The sequence below is a fragment of the Veillonella faecalis genome (assembly GCF_024677885.1).
Lineage (GTDB): Bacteria > Bacillota > Negativicutes > Veillonellales > Veillonellaceae > Veillonella > Veillonella nakazawae.
Genome location: NZ_JALBWL010000002.1, coordinates 499,876 through 518,353, shown reverse-complemented (window position 1 = coordinate 518,353; position 18,478 = coordinate 499,876). Strand labels below are relative to the sequence as shown.

Below are 18,478 nucleotides of genomic sequence, written 5' to 3'. Positions count from 1 at the left end.
AGACATATGTGATTATTGCTCTTTTGTAACGTTGCTCAATTTGAACACGTTCAAAGGCACACCAGGGCCCATTGTAGCGGACAAGGTTACAGATTTAATGTATTGACCTTTAGCTGCTACAGGTTTAGCCTTGATAATAGTATCAACGATTGTACGGTAGTTGTCAAGTAATTTTTCTTCATCGAAGGACGCTTTACCGATGGAGCAAGAAATAATACCTGCTTTATCAGTACGGTATTCGATTTTACCAGCTTTGATTTCGTTTACTGCACGAGCAACGTCTGGAGTTACTGTACCAACTTTAGGGTTTGGCATCAAGCCTTTAGGACCCAAGATTTTACCAAGACGGCCAACTTGACCCATCATGTCTGGTGTAGCAACTACTACGTCGAAGTCGCTCCAACCACCTTGGATTTTAGCTACTAACTCTTCAGAACCTACGAAATCTGCACCAGCTTCTTCAGCTGCTTTAATATTGTCGCCTTTTGCGAATACAAGAACGCGTTTAGTTTTGCCAGTACCATGAGGCAATACTACTGCACCACGAACTTGTTGATCAGCGTATTTAGGGTCGACATTCAAGTTGAAAGCGATTTCAACTGTTTCATCGAAATTTGCAGTTGCAGTTTTCTTAACCAACTCGATTGCTTCTACTGGTTCGTAGAACTTACCAGCTTCAATAAGTTTTACTGCCTCAGCGTATTTCTTACCTACTTTTGCCATTATAATATCCTCCTTATGTGGTCAAACGGGAATTCCCTCCCACCGATTTGCGCTTATGCGCAAGTCGTACGCTTATTAGTCAACGATTTCAATGCCCATGCTGCGAGCAGTACCTTCTACCATGCGCATACCTTGTTCTACGGTATTAGCATTCAAGTCAGGCATTTTCAATTCAGCAATTTCACGAACTTTATCGCGACCTACTTTTGCTACTTTATCACGGTTAGGTACACCAGAACCTTTTGGGATACCTGCAGCTTTTTTCAATAATACTGCAGCTGGTGGAGTCTTAGTGATGAAGTCGAAGCTACGATCTTCATATACGTTAATAACTACTGGGATAATTAAGCCAGCTTGTTTAGCAGTACGTTCGTTGAATTCTTTTGTGAAAGCAACGATGTTAACACCTGCTTGACCTAGTGCAGGACCAACTGGTGGTGCTGGAGTAGCTTTAGCGGCTTCAATTTGTAGTTTTACTTGTTTAACTAATTTCTTAGCCATGGGTAATTAAACCTCCTATGCTTATACTGTGGTGGTAACGGATATATATCCTCCCACTGGCAACCAAAATCGATTGCTCTTTTTAGAGTCATAATATATATATTAAAGAGCTTTCTCAATTTGAGAGAACTCTACCTCTACCTCGGTATCTCGGTTGAACATTTCCACATTAAGTTTCAATGTTCCTTTTTCAGGGTTAAGTTCGGTAATAACACCTAGTTTATCTTCAAAGGCCCCGGACGTAATGCGTACCGTTTCACCAACTTCTACATCGATGTTGATGCTTGGTTTCTTATCCAAGCCCTGAGACTTAAGTATATGTTCTACTTCGGAATCAGAAAGTGGAACTGGTTTAGTGGCAGAACCAACGAAACCTGTTACACCTGGTGTGTTGCGTACAACATACCAAGAGCGGTCGTTAACTTCCATTTCAACCAATACGTACCCAGGAAATATCTTACGTTTTACTACTTTTTTAACCCCATCTTTTTCATCTATTTCGTCTTCAAGAGGTACCAAAATACGGCTAATCACATCTTGTAGACCCATAGACTGAACTTTAAGTTCAAGAGTGGTTTTAACTTTATTTTCGTAGCCTGAATAGGTATGAATTACATACCACTTCTTATCTGCTTCCATGAAATGGCCCCCTTATCCAACAAAGTGCAACAACGTATTAAAAAGTTGGGCAAAGACTGCATCAAGTATATAGATAATAAAGGCGATAAAAATCGTCACTAAAAATACTACTATTGTATAATTGATGAGTTCTTTTTTTGTTGGCCAGACTACTTTTTTAAGTTCAGCTTTCACACCGCGGAAGAATTTTCCAAATCCACCACGCTGCTGCACTGCTGAGTTAGACTTTGCCATTGTTTCACATCCTCAAATCAACAGGTAATGAATGATAAGAATTATTTTGTTTCACGGTGTAATGTATGTTTACCGCAGAATTTGCAATATTTCATCATTTCAATACGATCAGGATTGTTCTTTTTGTTCTTGTTCGTTTGATAGTTACGTTGTTTGCAATCTGTGCAAGCTAAAGTAATGGCATTACGCATCCGGATACACCTCGCTTTGTATTTACTAAATCTGTCTCTTGTACTCGAAAACGCTCGACTACATACTAAAGAAATATATCATACGTAGCAAGCTATGTCAAGAATTTTGAGCAACTCAAAAAAGCCAGGCACATGTACCTGACATGGATAGTATAACAAAAAATGGCGTTCCTTGTCTATAAAGGAACGCCATTAATATGGTACTAAATTATCACATATTTTTCATACAATTTATGCCGTTAATGCATAGAATTATATTATGTCTGTCAATTAGGATTTCTTCGGAAATAGAACTTTCACAATTTGCCAGAAGAATGCTACGGCACCAATGATTAGTATTGTATCACCAATCATACGAAGCCAACGTAAGTTTTGTAACAATGGTTGTTGCATAAATTCTTCGCTACGTGCAAACCACAAGCCATGTGTAATGCTTGCCCACGCTTGGATAAGACCAATCGGCAATAAGCTAATGAGCACCATTAAGGCAAGGCCTATATTGAGAGCCCAGAAACCGAACTTCATTAGCTTATCGTTAAATTCTACTTCAGGTCGGATATAGCGAGCAATAAGGAATACAAATCCTAGACTTAAGAAACCATACACACCAAACAATGCTGTGTGGGCATGTACTGCAGTTGTATTAAGACCTTGGATGTAGAACAAGGATACAGGCATGTTGATCAAGAATCCGAATACCCCTGCCCCCACTAGATTCCAGAAGGACACGGCAATGAAACAATACACAGGCCATTTTAGACGATGCATCCAAGGAGCACTATGAAGACGTGTATAGTTTTCAAAAGCTTCATAACCTAAGAGTACAAGTGGTACTACTTCTAACGCAGAGAAGGATGCGCCTGTTGCCACGATAGTGGATGTAACACCTGTGAAGTATAAATGATGGAATGTACCAGGGATACCACCGATGAGATAAATAGCCCCAGAAGAGATGGCCGCAACTGTACCAGCACGGTACGATACAAGCCCTAATGTAACAAAGATAAATGCCATCAATGTAGTGGAGAATACTTCGAAGAAGCCTTCAACCCAAAGATGGATTACCCACCAACGCCAATACTCCATAATCGCCAAATGGCTATGTTCACCATAGAATAACCCTGGACCATAGAAGATACCTACCATGATAACGGAGAATATGAAGGCTGCAATGAGGTTTTTATCTCCTTTTTGCTTGAATGCACCAATAATGCTACGTATCATGAGTACAAGCCAGAATAAAATACCAATGTATTCAATCCACTGCCAAATACGACCTAACTCGATATATTCGTAACCTTGGTGTCCGAGAAGGAAATTCCACGCTGCTGGAATTTGATGTGCTACGCCTAAATATGTACCAGCGAAGGAACCTACTACAAGAACTACAAGAGCCCAGAATAAGATGTCCACCCCAAGCTTTTGATATTTAGGATCTTTACCACCATTAATGATTGGTGCCAAGAATAGACCAGCACTCAAGAATGCCATCGCAATCCAGAACAAAGATGCCTGAATATGCCATGTACGTGCAATAGAATAAGGGAAATATTGCGCTAATGGAATACCATAGAACGCTTGACCTTCTACAGTATAGTGGGCAATAATCCCACCCATCCCCAATTGGAATAAGAACAATGCTAGGATTGTAAACAAATATTTACCTAATGCACGTTGAGATGGCGTTAACGTGATCTTGCTAATTGGATCTTCTGTTGGTGGAACCAATGCATGGTCATCATCCTTTTTACCAAAGGCCCATAACCATACAACTACACCAATGCCACATAATAAGATAATAACACTCACAACAGACCATGCGATACTTTCAGGTGTAGGATTATGATCCAACAAAGGTTCATGTGGCCAGTTGTTTGTATACGTTGCATCTGTACCAGGACGTTGTGTAGATGCCATCCAAGTAGTCCAGAAGAAGAAGCGTGCCATATCAATGCGATCTTGTAACTCAGGTAACGTGTTATCCTTCATCGCAAAATGATCACGAGTCAATGTTAAATCAGGATTATCACCGTACAACTCAACAAAATAACGACCAGTTAAATTCATTGCCGTAATTCGTTCTGGAGATAAAACAACAGTTCCATCTTCACGGACTGCACTACCTAAATACTCTTTTTTCACAACTTCTTTAACAGCTGCTTGTTGTACAGGTCCCAATTGGTCATAAAGAGCTCCAAAGGCCTCTTGAGATTTAATATCCAACATCACGGATACTTCTTTATGTAACCAATCTGCTGTCCAGTCAGGCGCTTGATATGCGCCATGACCTAAAACGGTCCCTACCGATTGACCACCTGTAGATTGCCATGCCGATTGACCATGTAAAATATCTTCCTTAGTGAACAAGACCTGTCCATCTTGAGATACATACGCAGTCGGCACTGGCGGTGCTTGATGATACACATCAGTACCTAGATAACCAAGAATAGAAAAACCAATAATAAGAACGGCTACTACGGCTATCCAATACTTTTTGTATTCACCCATCACATTACCTCCTTTTCTATAAAAACACAAAAGGAGAGCCTTTGCTCTCCTTGAGGTAATAATAGCACTATTAGTAGAATAATTCTGTATCTTTGGTTACAAATACAATAAACAATATATAAATTAATACAAAAATAGGACCCCAATTGGGGTCCTATTTACTACAAAGATTATGAATTAACCTTCGATTTCAGTTACAACGCCAGCGCCTACTGTATGGCCACCTTCGCGGATCGCGAAACGAAGACCTTCTTCGATAGCGATTGGAGTGATCAATTCGATATCCATTGTTACGTTATCGCCAGGCATACACATTTCTACACCTTCAGGAAGGTTTACAACACCTGTTACGTCTGTTGTACGGAAGTAGAATTGTGGACGGTAGTTGGAGAAGAATGGAGTATGACGGCCACCTTCTTCTTTAGTCAATACGTATACTTCTGCTTTGAATTTTGTATGTGGTTTGATGGAACCTGGTTTAGCCAATACTTGACCACGTTCGATGTCTTTGCGGTCTACACCACGAAGCAATGCACCAACGTTATCACCTGCTACTGCAGAATCCAAAGTTTTACGGAACATTTCAAGACCAGTTACTACGTATTGTTCAGCTTTTTCTTTCAAGCCTACAACTTCTACTGTGTCGCCTACGTTTACTTGACCACGTTCAACACGGCCAGTTGCTACTGTACCACGACCAGTGATTGTGAATACGTCTTCCACAGGCATCAAGAAAGGTTTGTCAGTATCACGAACTGGAGTTGGGATGTAGGAGTCTACAGCTGCCATCAATTCGTCGATTTTAGCTACATATTGAGCGTCGCCTTCCAAAGCTTTCAAAGCGGAACCTACAACGATAGGTACTTCGTCGCCAGGGAATTCGTAGGAAGAAAGAAGTTCACGAACTTCCATTTCTACTAATTCGATCAATTCTTCATCGTCAACCATGTCAGCTTTGTTCAAGAATACTACGATTGCAGGAACACCAACTTGGCGAGCCAACAAGATGTGTTCGCGAGTTTGAGGCATAGGGCCGTCAGCTGCGGAACATACCAAGATAGCGCCGTCCATTTGAGCCGCACCAGTGATCATATTTTTAACATAGTCAGCATGGCCTGGGCAGTCAACGTGTGCATAGTGACGGTTTTCAGTTTCGTATTCAACGTGTGCAGTGTTGATTGTGATACCGCGTTCACGTTCTTCTGGAGCTTTATCGATCATGCTGTAATCTTGGAAATCAGCTTGGCCTTTTTCAGCCAATACTTTAGTGATTGCAGCTGTCAAAGTAGTTTTACCATGGTCAACGTGACCGATTGTACCAATGTTAACATGCGGTTTCGTACGTTCAAATTTTTCTTTTGCCATTAGGATTGTATCCTCCTTCACAAAAACAAATTACATTCTAGTATTAATATAATATATTAACCCTAATTTATCAATGGAATATAAGATTCCCTTATACATTATTATACCATATATAGAAAAACTTCTAAAAATACAAATATTCTTCTAAAATAAAAAAACTGACAAATGTAATCCTTACACTCATCAGCTTCAATTTATATTTTATGGAGAAATAAAAAAATCCTCACCAATGTGAGGTTTAATGGTGGCGGCACACGGATTTGAACCGCGGACACACCGGGTATGAACCGATTGCTCTAGCCAACTGAGCTATGCCGCCATGTATGGAGCTAGTGACCGGGATTGAACCGGTGACCTTATCCTTACCAAGGATACGCTCTGCCGACTGAGCTACACCAGCACAATGAACGATCATTTCACTGTGAATTTTTGTGGTTGCGGGGACAGGACTTGAACCTGCGACCTTCGGGTTATGAGCCCGACGAGCTACCAACTGCTCCACCCCGCTATAAATGGTGGAGGGAGAAGGATTCGAACCTTCGAAGTCGAAGACGGCAGATTTACAGTCTGCTCCCTTTGGCCGCTCGGGAATCCCTCCAAAATAAAATGGAGCTGGCGATAGGAATTGAACCCACAACCTGCTGATTACAAGTCAGCTGCTCTACCAATTGAGCTACGCCAGCATCATTACGACAAGATGTATTTTATCATCCGTCCCACTAAGTGTCAAGAACTTTTTAAAAACTTTTTTGAAGTTTTTTCGTTCACTGCGGTATCCCTTAGTGCTTAATCATAATAACATGAAACGATACCCTATGCAAGTATTTTTTCTAAACTTTTTAAACTTCATTTTTTCCTCATTGGCAATCATAGATAAAGATAGATAATTGCTAATATAGCCACTATTATCCGATAATACCCAAAGGAGGATAAAGACTGGTACAGCCATGATAAACGAAAAATCAGCAGCAGCTCTTCGAGTACAACCGATTAACATGCCCCCTGCAATGGTAGCGCCAGACCGCGAAAATCCAGGCCACAAACAGAGCATTTGATAGAGCCCAATCTGGAAGCATTGGTATATAGATAAATTATTTACAGAATCTACCAGTCTTGTAGTCACTCGTCTTTTTTCTGCATAAATCATAAAAAGGGCGCCTACCAAAAGACCTATTATCACAGGAATCGGCCCAATAATAATCATATGCCCTGTACTAGATACAGGAATACATTCTGTTATACCTTCTATAACACCTAAAATGAGGGCAATTACATATTGGTCCATGATATCACCTGCCTTTTATATGCGGTCATAACTCATGGCAATATATAATGCCCTCAACAATCAATATAACTCTATTAATCAATAACCATAACACGATCAGGTTTAGTGATTGTCACTACCGCATGTTTTGGATCATTATTGTGTTCTAAGTATAATTGATCACCTTCGAGATGACCACGCCAACCTACAACAATCGGATATGTTTTACTAATAGTCTTTAATAGTTCAAGAGGATTTAAATTTAATATCGGTGCAAACAATACATTAATACCATCGATAAGAACAACTTCTGTATCACTGCGACTTAATGCACGACGAATTACTTCTTCTGCAAGTTGTGGTCTTTCATCACGAGGTACTAATAAAAACTCTTCTTCAATAAGTTGTTTTGCCTCTAAGTACTTCCAACCTTTTTGTTCAGATAACTCACGAATCAACAAACTTTTACCAGAACCAGGACCACCAACGATAAACAATATACGTTCATCATCACCTTGAATTTGTTCCCAACGTTCTCTTACATCTTGAACTGTAACCATATCCCTTGCCTCCTCGCTGTAACCGTTCCTACTTAACTGGACGGTCAGATAACATAACGGATTTGATATATTGGTTTTTATCATCTAGGGCAAACTGCAAATATGAGTCGCTTGCCGCTGGATTTTTATATTCATATACAGTAGATGTGCCCGCATTTGTTGTAGATTCAACAATACGAGTAGGCATACCATATACAAAGAGCAATAAGTATTTAGTATCCCCCATCGCAATGCCGCGACGAGTAGGTGTGTAAATATTTAATAGAACACGATTGATGAGATTTTTTTTATCAACACTCACGCCATATTCGTTATAGCCAATAAATGTGGACCCAAACAACATACCTTGATGTTTCCAATCATTATTGGGATCATTAACAAAATAATCATTTAATTTATAGCCACGCAACACAAAATCATCAGCAGTCAATTTACCTGCTTGAAAATCATATACTGGAGCTTTAGGCAATCCAAATCTTGGCCATACTTGCCCACTAATCATATCAACAGCCTCTACATTGCTTTGTTTGATGGTGAAAGCAATATATTCTTTCTGTTGTCCTAGCATAGATTGTTGTTGGCTATTATTATTTGTATTCTCTATCGAGCTATTAAATTCCTTTTTTCGAGACCATGAATTTTCGGAATGACCTTCATATAGGAAAATATAACTTTCATTTTTCAAATCACGCCACATCGCAATAGGGCTACCATAGGCAAATACCAATTCCATGCGCGTGCTACCAACACCAATATCGCGTACAGTGTGGATGCCTTTTTTCGTACTATGAATATTAGTAATAGTATTCGGTTCAAAGAAATAAGTAGCACCTTGACCGCGTAATTGATTATTTACTAAACGCTCTTGAGCAGGTCCCGTGTAAACGGTCACCTCCAAGTCTTTCATATAGTACGTCGTAAAGTTATCACGAACCACTGTTTTTTCTACATCTTTAGGCGCTACAAACTGATCTCCTAAGCGATACCCATCAATAGCATAATCATCTTCAGACCCTAAAGCTGGCAAATTATTAGCCGTATAAGACTTACCAATATCAGCCAAGTTATTTTGCGTTACGCTAGGTAATGGACCTTCATTTTCGCTAGCTGCTTGCCAAAACTGTATGGAATCACCAAACTCGGTAACTGCCATTTGTTCAGCTAGCCATCCTGTTTTAGTGTTTTCCTTTTTTGTCTTTGTATCGATTTTAACAGCTTTAATCGGTGCATTATCTATATACGCAACAGACTCAGCCGCATCAATTCCCGCTGCTTCTACAGTTGTCTTATCATCCGTATGTGCAACATCATTTGCATTCTCTGTAGATTCCACCGCAGTTTGTTTCACAGTCGAAATAGCCGGCTCTGCTGCATACCCTACCGATGTAGCAGATAAGCCTACTAAAAGTGCCGCTACGATACGGCTCTTAATAGAATGATTCATCGATTACTCTCCAATTGTGCACGCAACCATGTCAACCATGGCTCAAGTCCATTATGGGCCGTGCAACTTACTTCAAAAATCTCTCCTGTTGGATTCAAATTACGTATATCTTGTATGGCCTTATCTTTTTTGAAAGGTACATAAGGCAATAAATCTATCTTATTAATGAGGATAGCCTTTGACTCTTTAAAGATTAATGGGTATTTAAGAGGCTTATCCTCACCTTCAGTAACAGATAATACAGTTACCTTCATGCTTTCACCAATCTCAAATTCTGCAGGGCATACAAGGTTACCTACATTCTCGATAATGATCATATCCAGTTCATCAAGATTTAAATCACCTAGTGCATCTTGAATCATTTGTGCATCAAGATGGCAACCTCCCACTGTATTGATTTGAATAACAGGAACGCCTAATTCATGAATCCGTTCCGCATCCTTAGCAGTAAATAAATCACCTTCAATAACAGCAAGGCGGTAATCTTTTTTCAAATCATGTAAAGTTGCCTCTAACAGAGATGTTTTACCAGCCCCTGGAGAACCTAATAGATTGAATACAAAAATATTTTTTTCCTTAAACAACTGTTGTAAGGACTCTGCAATGGCATCATTTTTTGCCAATACATTAGTTTTAACTTGAACTTGCATGTCCTAACCTTTCTATCAATCGATATCCATGGAGGTCACTTGTAGTTCGCGGCCACCAATGGTTTGTACGAAATGACTGTCACAATAGGGACAGATAAACTTATAATTTTCTACAGGAAATGTTTTATCACAATCCAAGCACTTTCCTTCAATAGGAATCGTGTTAATTTCTATACGAGAACCTTCTGCGGCAGTCCCTTTTGTAACGGCTTCCCAGCAAAATAGGAGAGAATCTGGCTCTACTCCACTCATAAGGCCCAAATCGAGTTGAACGGAATGAATCACAGATGCATCGTGTTGTCGTAACGTATCGAGGGCTACATCAAGTATACCTTCTGCTATAGACATCTCATGCATGGTATGCCTCATATACAGCTTCAAGCATCATAGTAGTCGTTACAGAGCCTACACCACCAGGCACTGGAGTAATTGCAGACGCAATATCTTTTACCGCTTCATAATCAACATCGCCTACCGTCTTACCTTCTAGTTCATTAATGCCTACATCGATAACAACAGCACCTGGCTTAATCATATCTGCTGTAATCATATGAGCACGACCCGCTGCAGCAATAACGATATCGCCTCGTTTTACTTGCTCTGCCAAATCAGGAGTTCTAGAATGGCACATTGTAACCGTACCATGTGCACCGAGAGTCATAAGAGCTACTGGTTTGCCAATCACTTGGCTACGACCGATTACTACCACATGTTTCCCCTCTACAGGAATATCGTAGTGATTTAAAATTGCCATGCACGCCTTAGCAGTACAAGGGGCAAAGCCCCCTTTGCCAGCAGTTACAAGGCCAATATTATACGTAGTTAAACCATCGATATCTTTTTTAGGATCTAGCATATCGATAAGAGCCTCTGTATCAATGTGTTTAGGCATCGGCATTAACGGTAAAATTCCATGAACAGCCGCATCATTATTTAATTCTTGCAATGCTGTCACCACTTCATCCTGTGTAGCCGTTTCAGGTAATTGTTTTAATACAAAGCCATAGCCAAAATTCTTTGCTGTCTTTTCCATAAATGTAGCGTACATATGAGCACCGTGGTCTTCACCAACAAGTAATACTGCCATAGTAATTACAGAGTCCCCTACTGCTGCAACTTTTTCTTGTAAAATCGCCTTGTGAGCATCTGCTACTGCTTTACCGCGTAATTCGATCATAAGTATCTCCATTCATTTAAACTATCTATAAAATAAGGCGCCTCCGGAGAGGCACCTAAGTCTCTTATTCTATTATATAACGAACTGTCTATAATTTCTAATTATGACCGAATTCGTTTTATCTACGGAAATGAACAGTAATTGCTGTACCAGCCTGAACAGTTGTACCGCTACTTTCATCTTGAGATGTAGCCGTACCAGTTCCATCCGGTTTAAAGGCAAGTCCCGCCTTATGTAACCAATCACGCACTTCACCATAGGTAAAACCAGTAAAGTTAGGCAATGTAACAGAACCATCACTTCCCGGTTTTGGTTCAGGTAATGTATTAGCAGCTTTAACAGCTACTGGTGTACTTTCTTTAACATACGGACTCATTTGGTAATACCGTACAAGTTGAGATACGATGTCCTTAAATACAGGGGCTACAATTTGACTACCATAATAAGAACCCTTTTGTGGGTCATCAATAACGACAAGAACTACAAATTTTGGATCCTCTACAGGGCCAAAGCCAATAAAGGACGCAATGTATTGTCCGTCGAGATAACCGCCATGTTTGGTATCTAGTTTTTGCGCCGTACCAGTTTTACCAGCAAAGTGATAGCCTTCTACCATCGCTTTTGTACCGCCACCTTCAGATACTTCTTTTTCTAGAATATCTACGATGGTTTTAACAGTTTCCGCAGGAACTGGTTGGCCTACAACAGATGTTTCTGTCGTACTTGTCACATCCCCTTGAGAATTACTATAGGACTTGATAATATGCGGTTTCATCATAGCACCGCCATTAGCAAGGGCACCAAAAGCGCGAACCATTTGTAATGGTGTAACCGCAATACCTTGACCAATAGACATAGTCGCAACGTCTAGCTTACTCATATCCTCTGGATTATACAAAATACCTGCTCCTTCACCAGGCAATTCAATACCTGTTTCAGAACCAAAGCCATAATCACGTACATATTTCGAGAGAATATCTGCCCCTGTTAATGTACCAATTTCAGCCATACCAGTATTAAGAGAGTACTTCAAAATATCTAGCAAACGAACAGGACCATATCCCTCACCATCCCAGTTTCTAATGATATGTCCATTGGCAGCGAAGGCCCCTTTATCGTTATACACAGTGTCTAACTTCCATTTGCCTGCTGCAAGAGCTGCAGATGCAATGATAGGTTTGAATGTAGAACCTGGTTCATATAAATTGGTAACCGCAATATTTTTGAAAGCCTCTTCACCACTTTGGTTGTAGTTATTAGGATCATAACTTGGACGATTGGCCATCGCTAATATTTCACCGGTCTTTGGATCCATAACGATAACGCTGGCATGCTTAGCTCCTGTATCAACCATCGCCTTATCAAGAGCGCGTTCTGCAATAAATTGAATTGTTGCATCGATGGTTAAGGTTACGCTTTTACCCTTATCTGGTAAAAATTTAGATAGTACGGAACCAAAGATGGCATTCCCTTTATTATCAGTAGCTACAATTTCTTGTTGTACGCCCCCCTTTAATTCGTCATCGAGAACCATTTCTAGACCATCAAGCCCTTTATCATCAGTGCCGACAAAGCCTAATACTTGTGCCGCTAAGACACCATTTGGATAATAGCGCTTAGATTCTTCAACGAAATTAAGGCCTGCAATATTATTATCCTTAATAACTTGTTGTACCGCTTTTGATTTGTCTGCATCCATCACACGATTCAACCAGACAAAGGCGGTATCCTCTTGCAAAGCTTTTACAATATTCTCTTTTGACATCGTTACATACGGTGAGATGAGCTCCGCAATCTCTTGAGGAGACTGTTTAATCATCTTCGGATCCGCATATAAAGATTTTGTAACTACACTCATCGCCAATGGCTTGCCATTACGGTCATAGATTGTACCCCGCGGCGATTGTAATTTTCTATCTACTTGAACTTGTAATAAGTTTTTCTTCTCTAGGTCAAAGGTATCAAAGACCTGTAACTGTGCTAAACGCCCGATAAGGACGAAGGCAACGGTCATGAGTATGGCAAGGCACCACGTAGTGCGACTCCAATCACTCATGCGTAATAACGCTTTATTTAATAACTTCATCATTTCTCCACTGGACGGCGTAACTTATGGTCTAATGCATCATATAATGCATCTGGTTCATTGGGAATCACCCCATTTTGTACCTGACCTAATAAATACTGCAATCCTTCCCCCACTTTTTTCCCTGCAAGCTTAATAACTCGTTCGTCATAATTTAAATCCTTTGTATGGATAGGCATCTCTAGGCTAAGATCTGCCATACATTCACCAAAGGCTAAGGTGCCATCAGTCGATGCATAAGGCTTCCCACAGCCTAATACATCGGCAGCACAAACCTTAGATAATTGTTCCCATGCAATTCGCATAATTTGACTATCTCGAAACTCACCGCTGCGAGCCTCTTTACGGATCCACTTCTTCTCATTAGCTTCCCCATTTTGTACAAAATAGTGAAAGCGCATATGATTTTTTACAATCCAAGCTACACGGCGCACAAAACTCTTAGGGTAACCTAAACGAGTAAGTAATGTTTCTGTCATTTCAGCCCCTAATGTATCATGACCACGATCTGTGAGGCGACCATTCACCACAGCACGCACCGTAGGCATCCCCTTTGCTACATCGTGTAACAGTGCACCCCAACGTAATGTTAAATCTGGTTCTGTATGAGATACAACGGCTAATGTATGATACCAACCATCAAATTCGTGAAAGTCTTTTTCTTGTGGTAAATTCACAAGATGGTATAGCTCTGGTAAAATAGGCACTTCACGAGCGACGCCATTTTCTACAACGCGACAAGAACACTCGGCCAAGCGAGATTGTACTAATACATCAAGGCCCTTAGCCACAGCGGGCTCTAACATGAGTCGGTCCAGTTCACTACGAACTCTCTCGAGAGATAATCCGGGCACACGATGAAATGCCTTTGGCATAGCTTCTAATAAGTCTTCGGTAGGTAAGAAATCTAGCTTTGCCACAAAGCGGCATGCTCTAAATAATCGCAATGCGTCTTCTTCAAAGCGTTGCTGTGCATTGCCAATGGTTCGCAATGTCTTATGCTTGATATCTCGACGTCCCCCTACTAGGTCTATGACCTCACCAAAACGATTCATCGCCATGCCATTGACCGTAAAGTCGCGACGCAACACGTCTTCCTCCAAGGTATCGGCATAAGCGATTTCTTCTGGTCGATGACTATCCGCTCCATATCGTTCAGTGCGATACGTTGCAATTTCATATTGCTTTCCTTCTAGTGTAGCTACTACTACACCAAAAGATTTTCCTACTAAGTCTGTCGTTTGAATATCTTGACCGCGTAGGACTTCAATTACCGTATCAGGGCGTGCAGACGTCACAATATCAAAGTCATGAGGCTTTTGATGCATCAAAATATCACGCACTGCTCCGCCAATGATATAGGCTTCATAACCTGCTTCTTCTAATACAGTCAATATTCGATTGGCTTGTTCCATCATGCACACTCCTTTCTGAACTAGTCTAATCTTTATTTTACTACAAATGAAAGCATGAAAAAAGTGCAATCCTATAAGGATTGCACTCGTTCTGCAATAGCTGTACCCGTCGGTGTTACCGCAAGGCCGCCATCACTTGTTTCACGCAATGCGGCTGGCATAGCGCGACCGATATTATTCATTGCTTCAATAACTTCATCTGGTGGAATTTGACTTTCAATATTCATCAAAGCCAATTCAGATGCAGTAATGGCATGAACTGCATAGAAACCATTACGTTTAACGCACGGTACCTCTACAAGCCCTGCTACTGGATCACAGGCAAGGCCCAATAAATTTTTCATACACAATGCGATAGCATGTCCTACTTGACGTGGCGTACCGCCCATCATTTCTACAATGGCACCGGCAGCCATACAAGCGGCCGTACCAATTTCTGCTTGACAACCGCCAACGGCACCGGCCACACAAGCGCGATTCGCTACGACATTGCCAATGCCAGAGGCAGCCAAGAAGCCCTTTACCATAGTTGCTCTATCTAGCTTGTAATGGTCCGCTACTGCTTTCACCGCGCCAGGCATAACACCACAAGATCCAGCCGTAGGGCACGCAACGATGCGGAACATTTTTGCATTCGCCTCGTTTACAGCAATAGCATAGGTCATCGCCTTGTACGCAATATCACTCATAAATCTTGGTGCTTGGCCATTAAGCTGTGCCGCCTGACCACCGGACATACCAGAGGCCGTTTTTTCTGCATAGTCTATACCATCTTGAATAGAACCTTCAAAGATGTCTAAACGATGCTCTATTTCACGAATAACCGCTTCTTCACTGCGGTCATAATTCTCTAATTCATAACGCAGTACTACATCGCCAAAGGAAATGTTATTTTCCTCAGCTAGGCGAATAATATCTGCAATTGTATCGTATGCATAACTCATCATTCGCCCTCCTATAACGCTTCAAAGGTCATGACATCTTGAATGCCTGGACACTCGCGCATAAACTGAACGGTAATTGGATTTACCACCGTATCGGTAGTAATGACCATCACTGCATCCTTGTGCTTACCCTTCCGAAACACGCGCATGGTAGCGATATTAATATCGGACTCACTCAATGCTTGGCTCACCAAAGAGATGGCGCCAGGTCTATCTTCATGGAATACAACAAGAGTAAACTCATCGCCAGTAATAGACATATCATTGCCATCTACTTCGGTAATCATAATTTGACCGCCCCCAAGAGATCGACCAATCACAGTCATATGACGATTATGTTCATCGTACATATCAAAACGAACTACATTAGGATGACCTACATCAAGAGGAGACTCAATAAAATTATATTCCATGCCCTCTTTCTCAGCTAATTTATGAGCAACACGAATATTCGTATCATCCTCTTTAAAACCTAATAAGCCCCCAATCAAGGCACGGTCTGTACCATGGCCTTTATAGGTCTTAGCAAAAGAGCCATATAAGGTTAAATCTACCTTTTTAGGTGTGGAACGGAAAATGCACCGCGCCATCTTACCTAGCCGCGCAGCACCAGCTGTATGCGAACTAGACGGGCCAATCATAACAGGCCCTATAATATCAAAAATACTATTCATACACGCCTCTATATACACATGAACAATGTGAAAAAATCTTACTGTATCTATAGTATAACAATCGATATTTAAACATGTCTATATGCACATTAGAGGCATATTTGTTTGCCTACAGAGGACTACCACTCTTGTAAAAGCTGTTCTAAAAGCTTGTATATTGATGGGACTTATGTTCTACAAACGTTTTACTAATGGGCACCACCTATTGAGGGCCGACTTACGCGTCGTATGGAGGCATGAGATAGGTGGTGCCCATTAGTAATCTAGTTGTCGTAATAATGTCGGACCCCATCAATATACAAAATCTAATAGATAGCTTTTACAAAAATAGTAAAAAACGCACCTTAGGCGAACCTAAGGTGCGTTATTTATAACAACAGTCCTAAATCATAAAAGAGAGGGGAAGTAGGACTGTAGTTAATAAGTTAATGGATCCTATTAGCCCAAGATAGCTTTCATGTCAGCTTCTGGAGTTGTAATTGGATGTAATTGGAATTTTTCTACCAAAATGTTCAATACATTGCTGGAGAAGAATTTAGGCAAGGAAGGTCCGATGTAGATGTTGCGGATACCCAATGCCAACAATGTTAACAAGATACATACTGCTTTTTGTTCGTACCAGGACAATACCAATGTTAATGGCAAGTCATTTACGTCACATTCAAATGCACCAGCCAAAGCTACTGCTACTTGAATAGCGGAGTAAGCATCGTTACATTGACCCATATCAAGGATACGAGGGATACCACCGATTTCACCGATGTTAAGGTCGTTGAAGCGGAATTTACCACAAGCCAATGTCAATACTACAGTATCATCTGGAGTTTGTTTTACGAATTCTGTGTAGTAGTTACGGCCTACTTTAGCACCGTCACAACCACCAACTAAGAAGAAGTGTTTGATTGCGCCAGCTTTTACAGCGTCGATTACTTTATCAGCAATACCCAATACTGTACCGTGACCGAAACCAGTAGTTACTTCGTGACCACCGTTGATGCCAGTGAATTCTTGAGCTTCTTTGTAGCCGCCCAATTCGATTGCGCGTTCAATAACAGCGGAGAAGTCTTTAGTGCCATCAGCTTTTTCTTCTACGTGTGCACAGCCGTCGAAACCTACCATATCTGTAGTGAAGATATTAGCTCTGTAGTTTTCTTTTGGTGGCATAATGCAGTTTGTAGTGAACAAGAATGCGCCAGGAACGTCAACGAATTCTTTTTGTTGGTTTTGCCATGCAGTACCGAAGTTACCTTTCAATTGAGGATGTTTTTTCAATTCAGGGTAAGCGTGGCAAGGTAACATTTCACCATGAGTATAGATATTTACACCTTTACCATCAGTTTGTTCCAACAATTGATTCAAGTCGTGAAGGTCATGACCAGTTACAACGATGAAAGGACCTGGTTCTACAGTCAAAGGTACTGTAGTTGGTACTGGAGTACCATATGTTTCAGTGTTAGCTTTATCAAGAATAGCCATGCATTTCAAGTTGATTTGACCAAATTCCATCAACAAGTTCAACCATTCTTCAGCACTGTGGTCTTTAGCGAATTCTACCATGCCTTTGATGAACCAAGCATCAACTTCAGGATCATGGAAACCAAGGCGTGCAGCATGCCATGCATAAGCAGCCATACCACGCATACCTAACAATAATGTGGAACGAAGGGATACGATATCTTCTTCACCTTTCCACAATTGTTCCCAATCGAAGTTTTGAGCTGCGCTATCGATTTTTGCATGATAAGCGTTTACTTCGTCGATGAATTCTTGAACGCGGTCTTCAGAGAAGTTTACGTTTGTTACACACATGAACAAACCACGCATTAAATAGTCAACGCCTTCTTTAGTTTGGCCTTTTACGTCTAAAGCGCGTGCTAAACCAACTAAAGCAGCAGTTAATTCGTCTTGTAAGTTAGCAACTGGTGCAGTTTTACCACATACACCTTGTACAGTACAGCCGCCTGGTGCTGCAGATTGTTCGCATTGATAACAGAACATGCTCATTTAAAAATCCTCCTTTGCGAGACTTCCTCGCATTCAAGCTAGATAATATAAAACCTATACATTACACTGATGAATTATCAGGTGTCTGATTGATTACAT

18 protein-coding genes and 5 tRNA genes are annotated in these 18,478 nt (G+C 40.8%); all 23 read right to left on the bottom strand.

Annotation, left to right across the window (positions count from 1 at the left end; genetic code table 11):
* Window positions 1-12: 12 nt before the first annotated feature.
* Window positions 13-723 carry a 50S ribosomal protein L1 gene (gene rplA, locus MOQ65_RS06165; protein ID WP_005385473.1) on the bottom strand — a complete coding sequence of 237 codons (711 nt, stop codon included), beginning with the start codon at window positions 721-723 and terminating at the stop codon, window positions 13-15.
* A 75-nt stretch (window positions 724-798) separates the two neighbouring features.
* On the bottom strand, window positions 799-1,224 hold the full coding sequence (rplK, locus tag MOQ65_RS06160; RefSeq protein ID WP_004693535.1) for a 50S ribosomal protein L11: 426 nt from the start codon (window positions 1,222-1,224) through the stop codon (window positions 799-801).
* Between the two features lie 102 nt (window positions 1,225-1,326).
* The gene (gene nusG / locus MOQ65_RS06155; protein WP_005385471.1) at window positions 1,327-1,863 is read right to left on the bottom strand and encodes a transcription termination/antitermination protein NusG; all 537 of its coding nucleotides are present in this window, start codon (window positions 1,861-1,863) and stop codon (window positions 1,327-1,329) included.
* A gap of 12 nt (window positions 1,864-1,875) precedes the next feature.
* A complete protein-coding gene (gene secE / locus MOQ65_RS06150) occupies window positions 1,876-2,097 on the bottom strand; it encodes a preprotein translocase subunit SecE (protein ID WP_060924347.1) in 222 nt (73 codons plus the stop codon).
* 41 nt (window positions 2,098-2,138) lie between these two features.
* Window positions 2,139-2,288: a 50S ribosomal protein L33 gene (rpmG, locus tag MOQ65_RS06145; RefSeq protein WP_004693530.1), complete on the bottom strand. Its 150-nt coding sequence runs from the start codon at window positions 2,286-2,288 to the stop codon at window positions 2,139-2,141.
* A 270-nt stretch (window positions 2,289-2,558) separates the two neighbouring features.
* A complete protein-coding gene (locus tag MOQ65_RS06140; RefSeq protein ID WP_257846976.1) occupies window positions 2,559-4,796 on the bottom strand; it encodes a nitric-oxide reductase large subunit in 2,238 nt (745 codons plus the stop codon).
* A gap of 177 nt (window positions 4,797-4,973) precedes the next feature.
* Window positions 4,974-6,161, bottom strand: coding sequence for an elongation factor Tu (gene tuf, locus MOQ65_RS06135; RefSeq protein ID WP_105084932.1), 1,188 nt, complete (start codon window positions 6,159-6,161; stop codon window positions 4,974-4,976).
* Window positions 6,162-6,403: 242 nt separating this feature from the next.
* Window positions 6,404-6,480: transfer RNA gene (locus tag MOQ65_RS06130), tRNA-Met, on the bottom strand.
* A 5-nt stretch (window positions 6,481-6,485) separates the two neighbouring features.
* Window positions 6,486-6,561: transfer RNA gene (locus tag MOQ65_RS06125), tRNA-Thr, on the bottom strand.
* Between the two features lie 32 nt (window positions 6,562-6,593).
* Window positions 6,594-6,669 (bottom strand) — tRNA-Met (locus MOQ65_RS06120).
* A 5-nt stretch (window positions 6,670-6,674) separates the two neighbouring features.
* A tRNA-Tyr gene (locus tag MOQ65_RS06115) sits at window positions 6,675-6,759 on the bottom strand.
* A 9-nt stretch (window positions 6,760-6,768) separates the two neighbouring features.
* Window positions 6,769-6,844: transfer RNA gene (locus MOQ65_RS06110), tRNA-Thr, on the bottom strand.
* Window positions 6,845-6,951: 107 nt separating this feature from the next.
* Window positions 6,952-7,446, bottom strand: a complete 495-nt coding sequence (locus MOQ65_RS06105) for an undecaprenyl-diphosphate phosphatase (RefSeq protein WP_257846975.1) — start codon at window positions 7,444-7,446, stop codon at window positions 6,952-6,954.
* 74 nt (window positions 7,447-7,520) lie between these two features.
* A complete protein-coding gene (gene brxF, locus MOQ65_RS06100; protein WP_005379848.1) occupies window positions 7,521-7,985 on the bottom strand; it encodes a BREX-3 system P-loop-containing protein BrxF in 465 nt (154 codons plus the stop codon).
* Between the two features lie 28 nt (window positions 7,986-8,013).
* The gene (locus MOQ65_RS06095; protein ID WP_257846974.1) at window positions 8,014-9,429 is read right to left on the bottom strand and encodes a hypothetical protein; all 1,416 of its coding nucleotides are present in this window, start codon (window positions 9,427-9,429) and stop codon (window positions 8,014-8,016) included.
* Window positions 9,426-10,079: a hydrogenase nickel incorporation protein HypB gene (gene hypB, locus MOQ65_RS06090; protein WP_005385456.1), complete on the bottom strand. Its 654-nt coding sequence runs from the start codon at window positions 10,077-10,079 to the stop codon at window positions 9,426-9,428. The genes MOQ65_RS06095 and hypB overlap by 4 nt, the downstream gene beginning before the upstream one ends.
* Before the next feature lie 15 nt (window positions 10,080-10,094).
* A complete protein-coding gene (gene hypA, locus MOQ65_RS06085) occupies window positions 10,095-10,436 on the bottom strand; it encodes a hydrogenase maturation nickel metallochaperone HypA (protein ID WP_005385455.1) in 342 nt (113 codons plus the stop codon).
* On the bottom strand, window positions 10,429-11,256 hold the full coding sequence (locus tag MOQ65_RS06080) for a bifunctional 5,10-methylenetetrahydrofolate dehydrogenase/5,10-methenyltetrahydrofolate cyclohydrolase (RefSeq protein ID WP_060924355.1): 828 nt from the start codon (window positions 11,254-11,256) through the stop codon (window positions 10,429-10,431). The genes hypA and MOQ65_RS06080 overlap by 8 nt, the downstream gene beginning before the upstream one ends.
* A 118-nt stretch (window positions 11,257-11,374) precedes the next feature.
* A complete protein-coding gene (locus tag MOQ65_RS06075) occupies window positions 11,375-13,342 on the bottom strand; it encodes a penicillin-binding transpeptidase domain-containing protein (RefSeq protein ID WP_257846973.1) in 1,968 nt (655 codons plus the stop codon).
* A complete protein-coding gene (locus tag MOQ65_RS06070; RefSeq protein ID WP_156720015.1) occupies window positions 13,342-14,760 on the bottom strand; it encodes a CCA tRNA nucleotidyltransferase in 1,419 nt (472 codons plus the stop codon). The genes MOQ65_RS06075 and MOQ65_RS06070 overlap by 1 nt, the downstream gene beginning before the upstream one ends.
* Before the next feature lie 68 nt (window positions 14,761-14,828).
* On the bottom strand, window positions 14,829-15,701 hold the full coding sequence (sdaAA, locus tag MOQ65_RS06065) for an L-serine ammonia-lyase, iron-sulfur-dependent, subunit alpha (protein WP_178886035.1): 873 nt from the start codon (window positions 15,699-15,701) through the stop codon (window positions 14,829-14,831).
* Window positions 15,702-15,712: 11 nt separating this feature from the next.
* On the bottom strand, window positions 15,713-16,375 hold the full coding sequence (sdaAB, locus tag MOQ65_RS06060; RefSeq protein ID WP_005385446.1) for an L-serine ammonia-lyase, iron-sulfur-dependent subunit beta: 663 nt from the start codon (window positions 16,373-16,375) through the stop codon (window positions 15,713-15,715).
* Window positions 16,376-16,813: 438 nt separating this feature from the next.
* Window positions 16,814-18,379 (bottom strand): hydroxylamine reductase, encoded by a 1,566-nt coding sequence (gene hcp / locus MOQ65_RS06055; protein WP_005377073.1) that lies wholly within the window; start codon window positions 18,377-18,379, stop codon window positions 16,814-16,816.
* Between the last annotated feature and the right edge of the window lie 99 nt (window positions 18,380-18,478).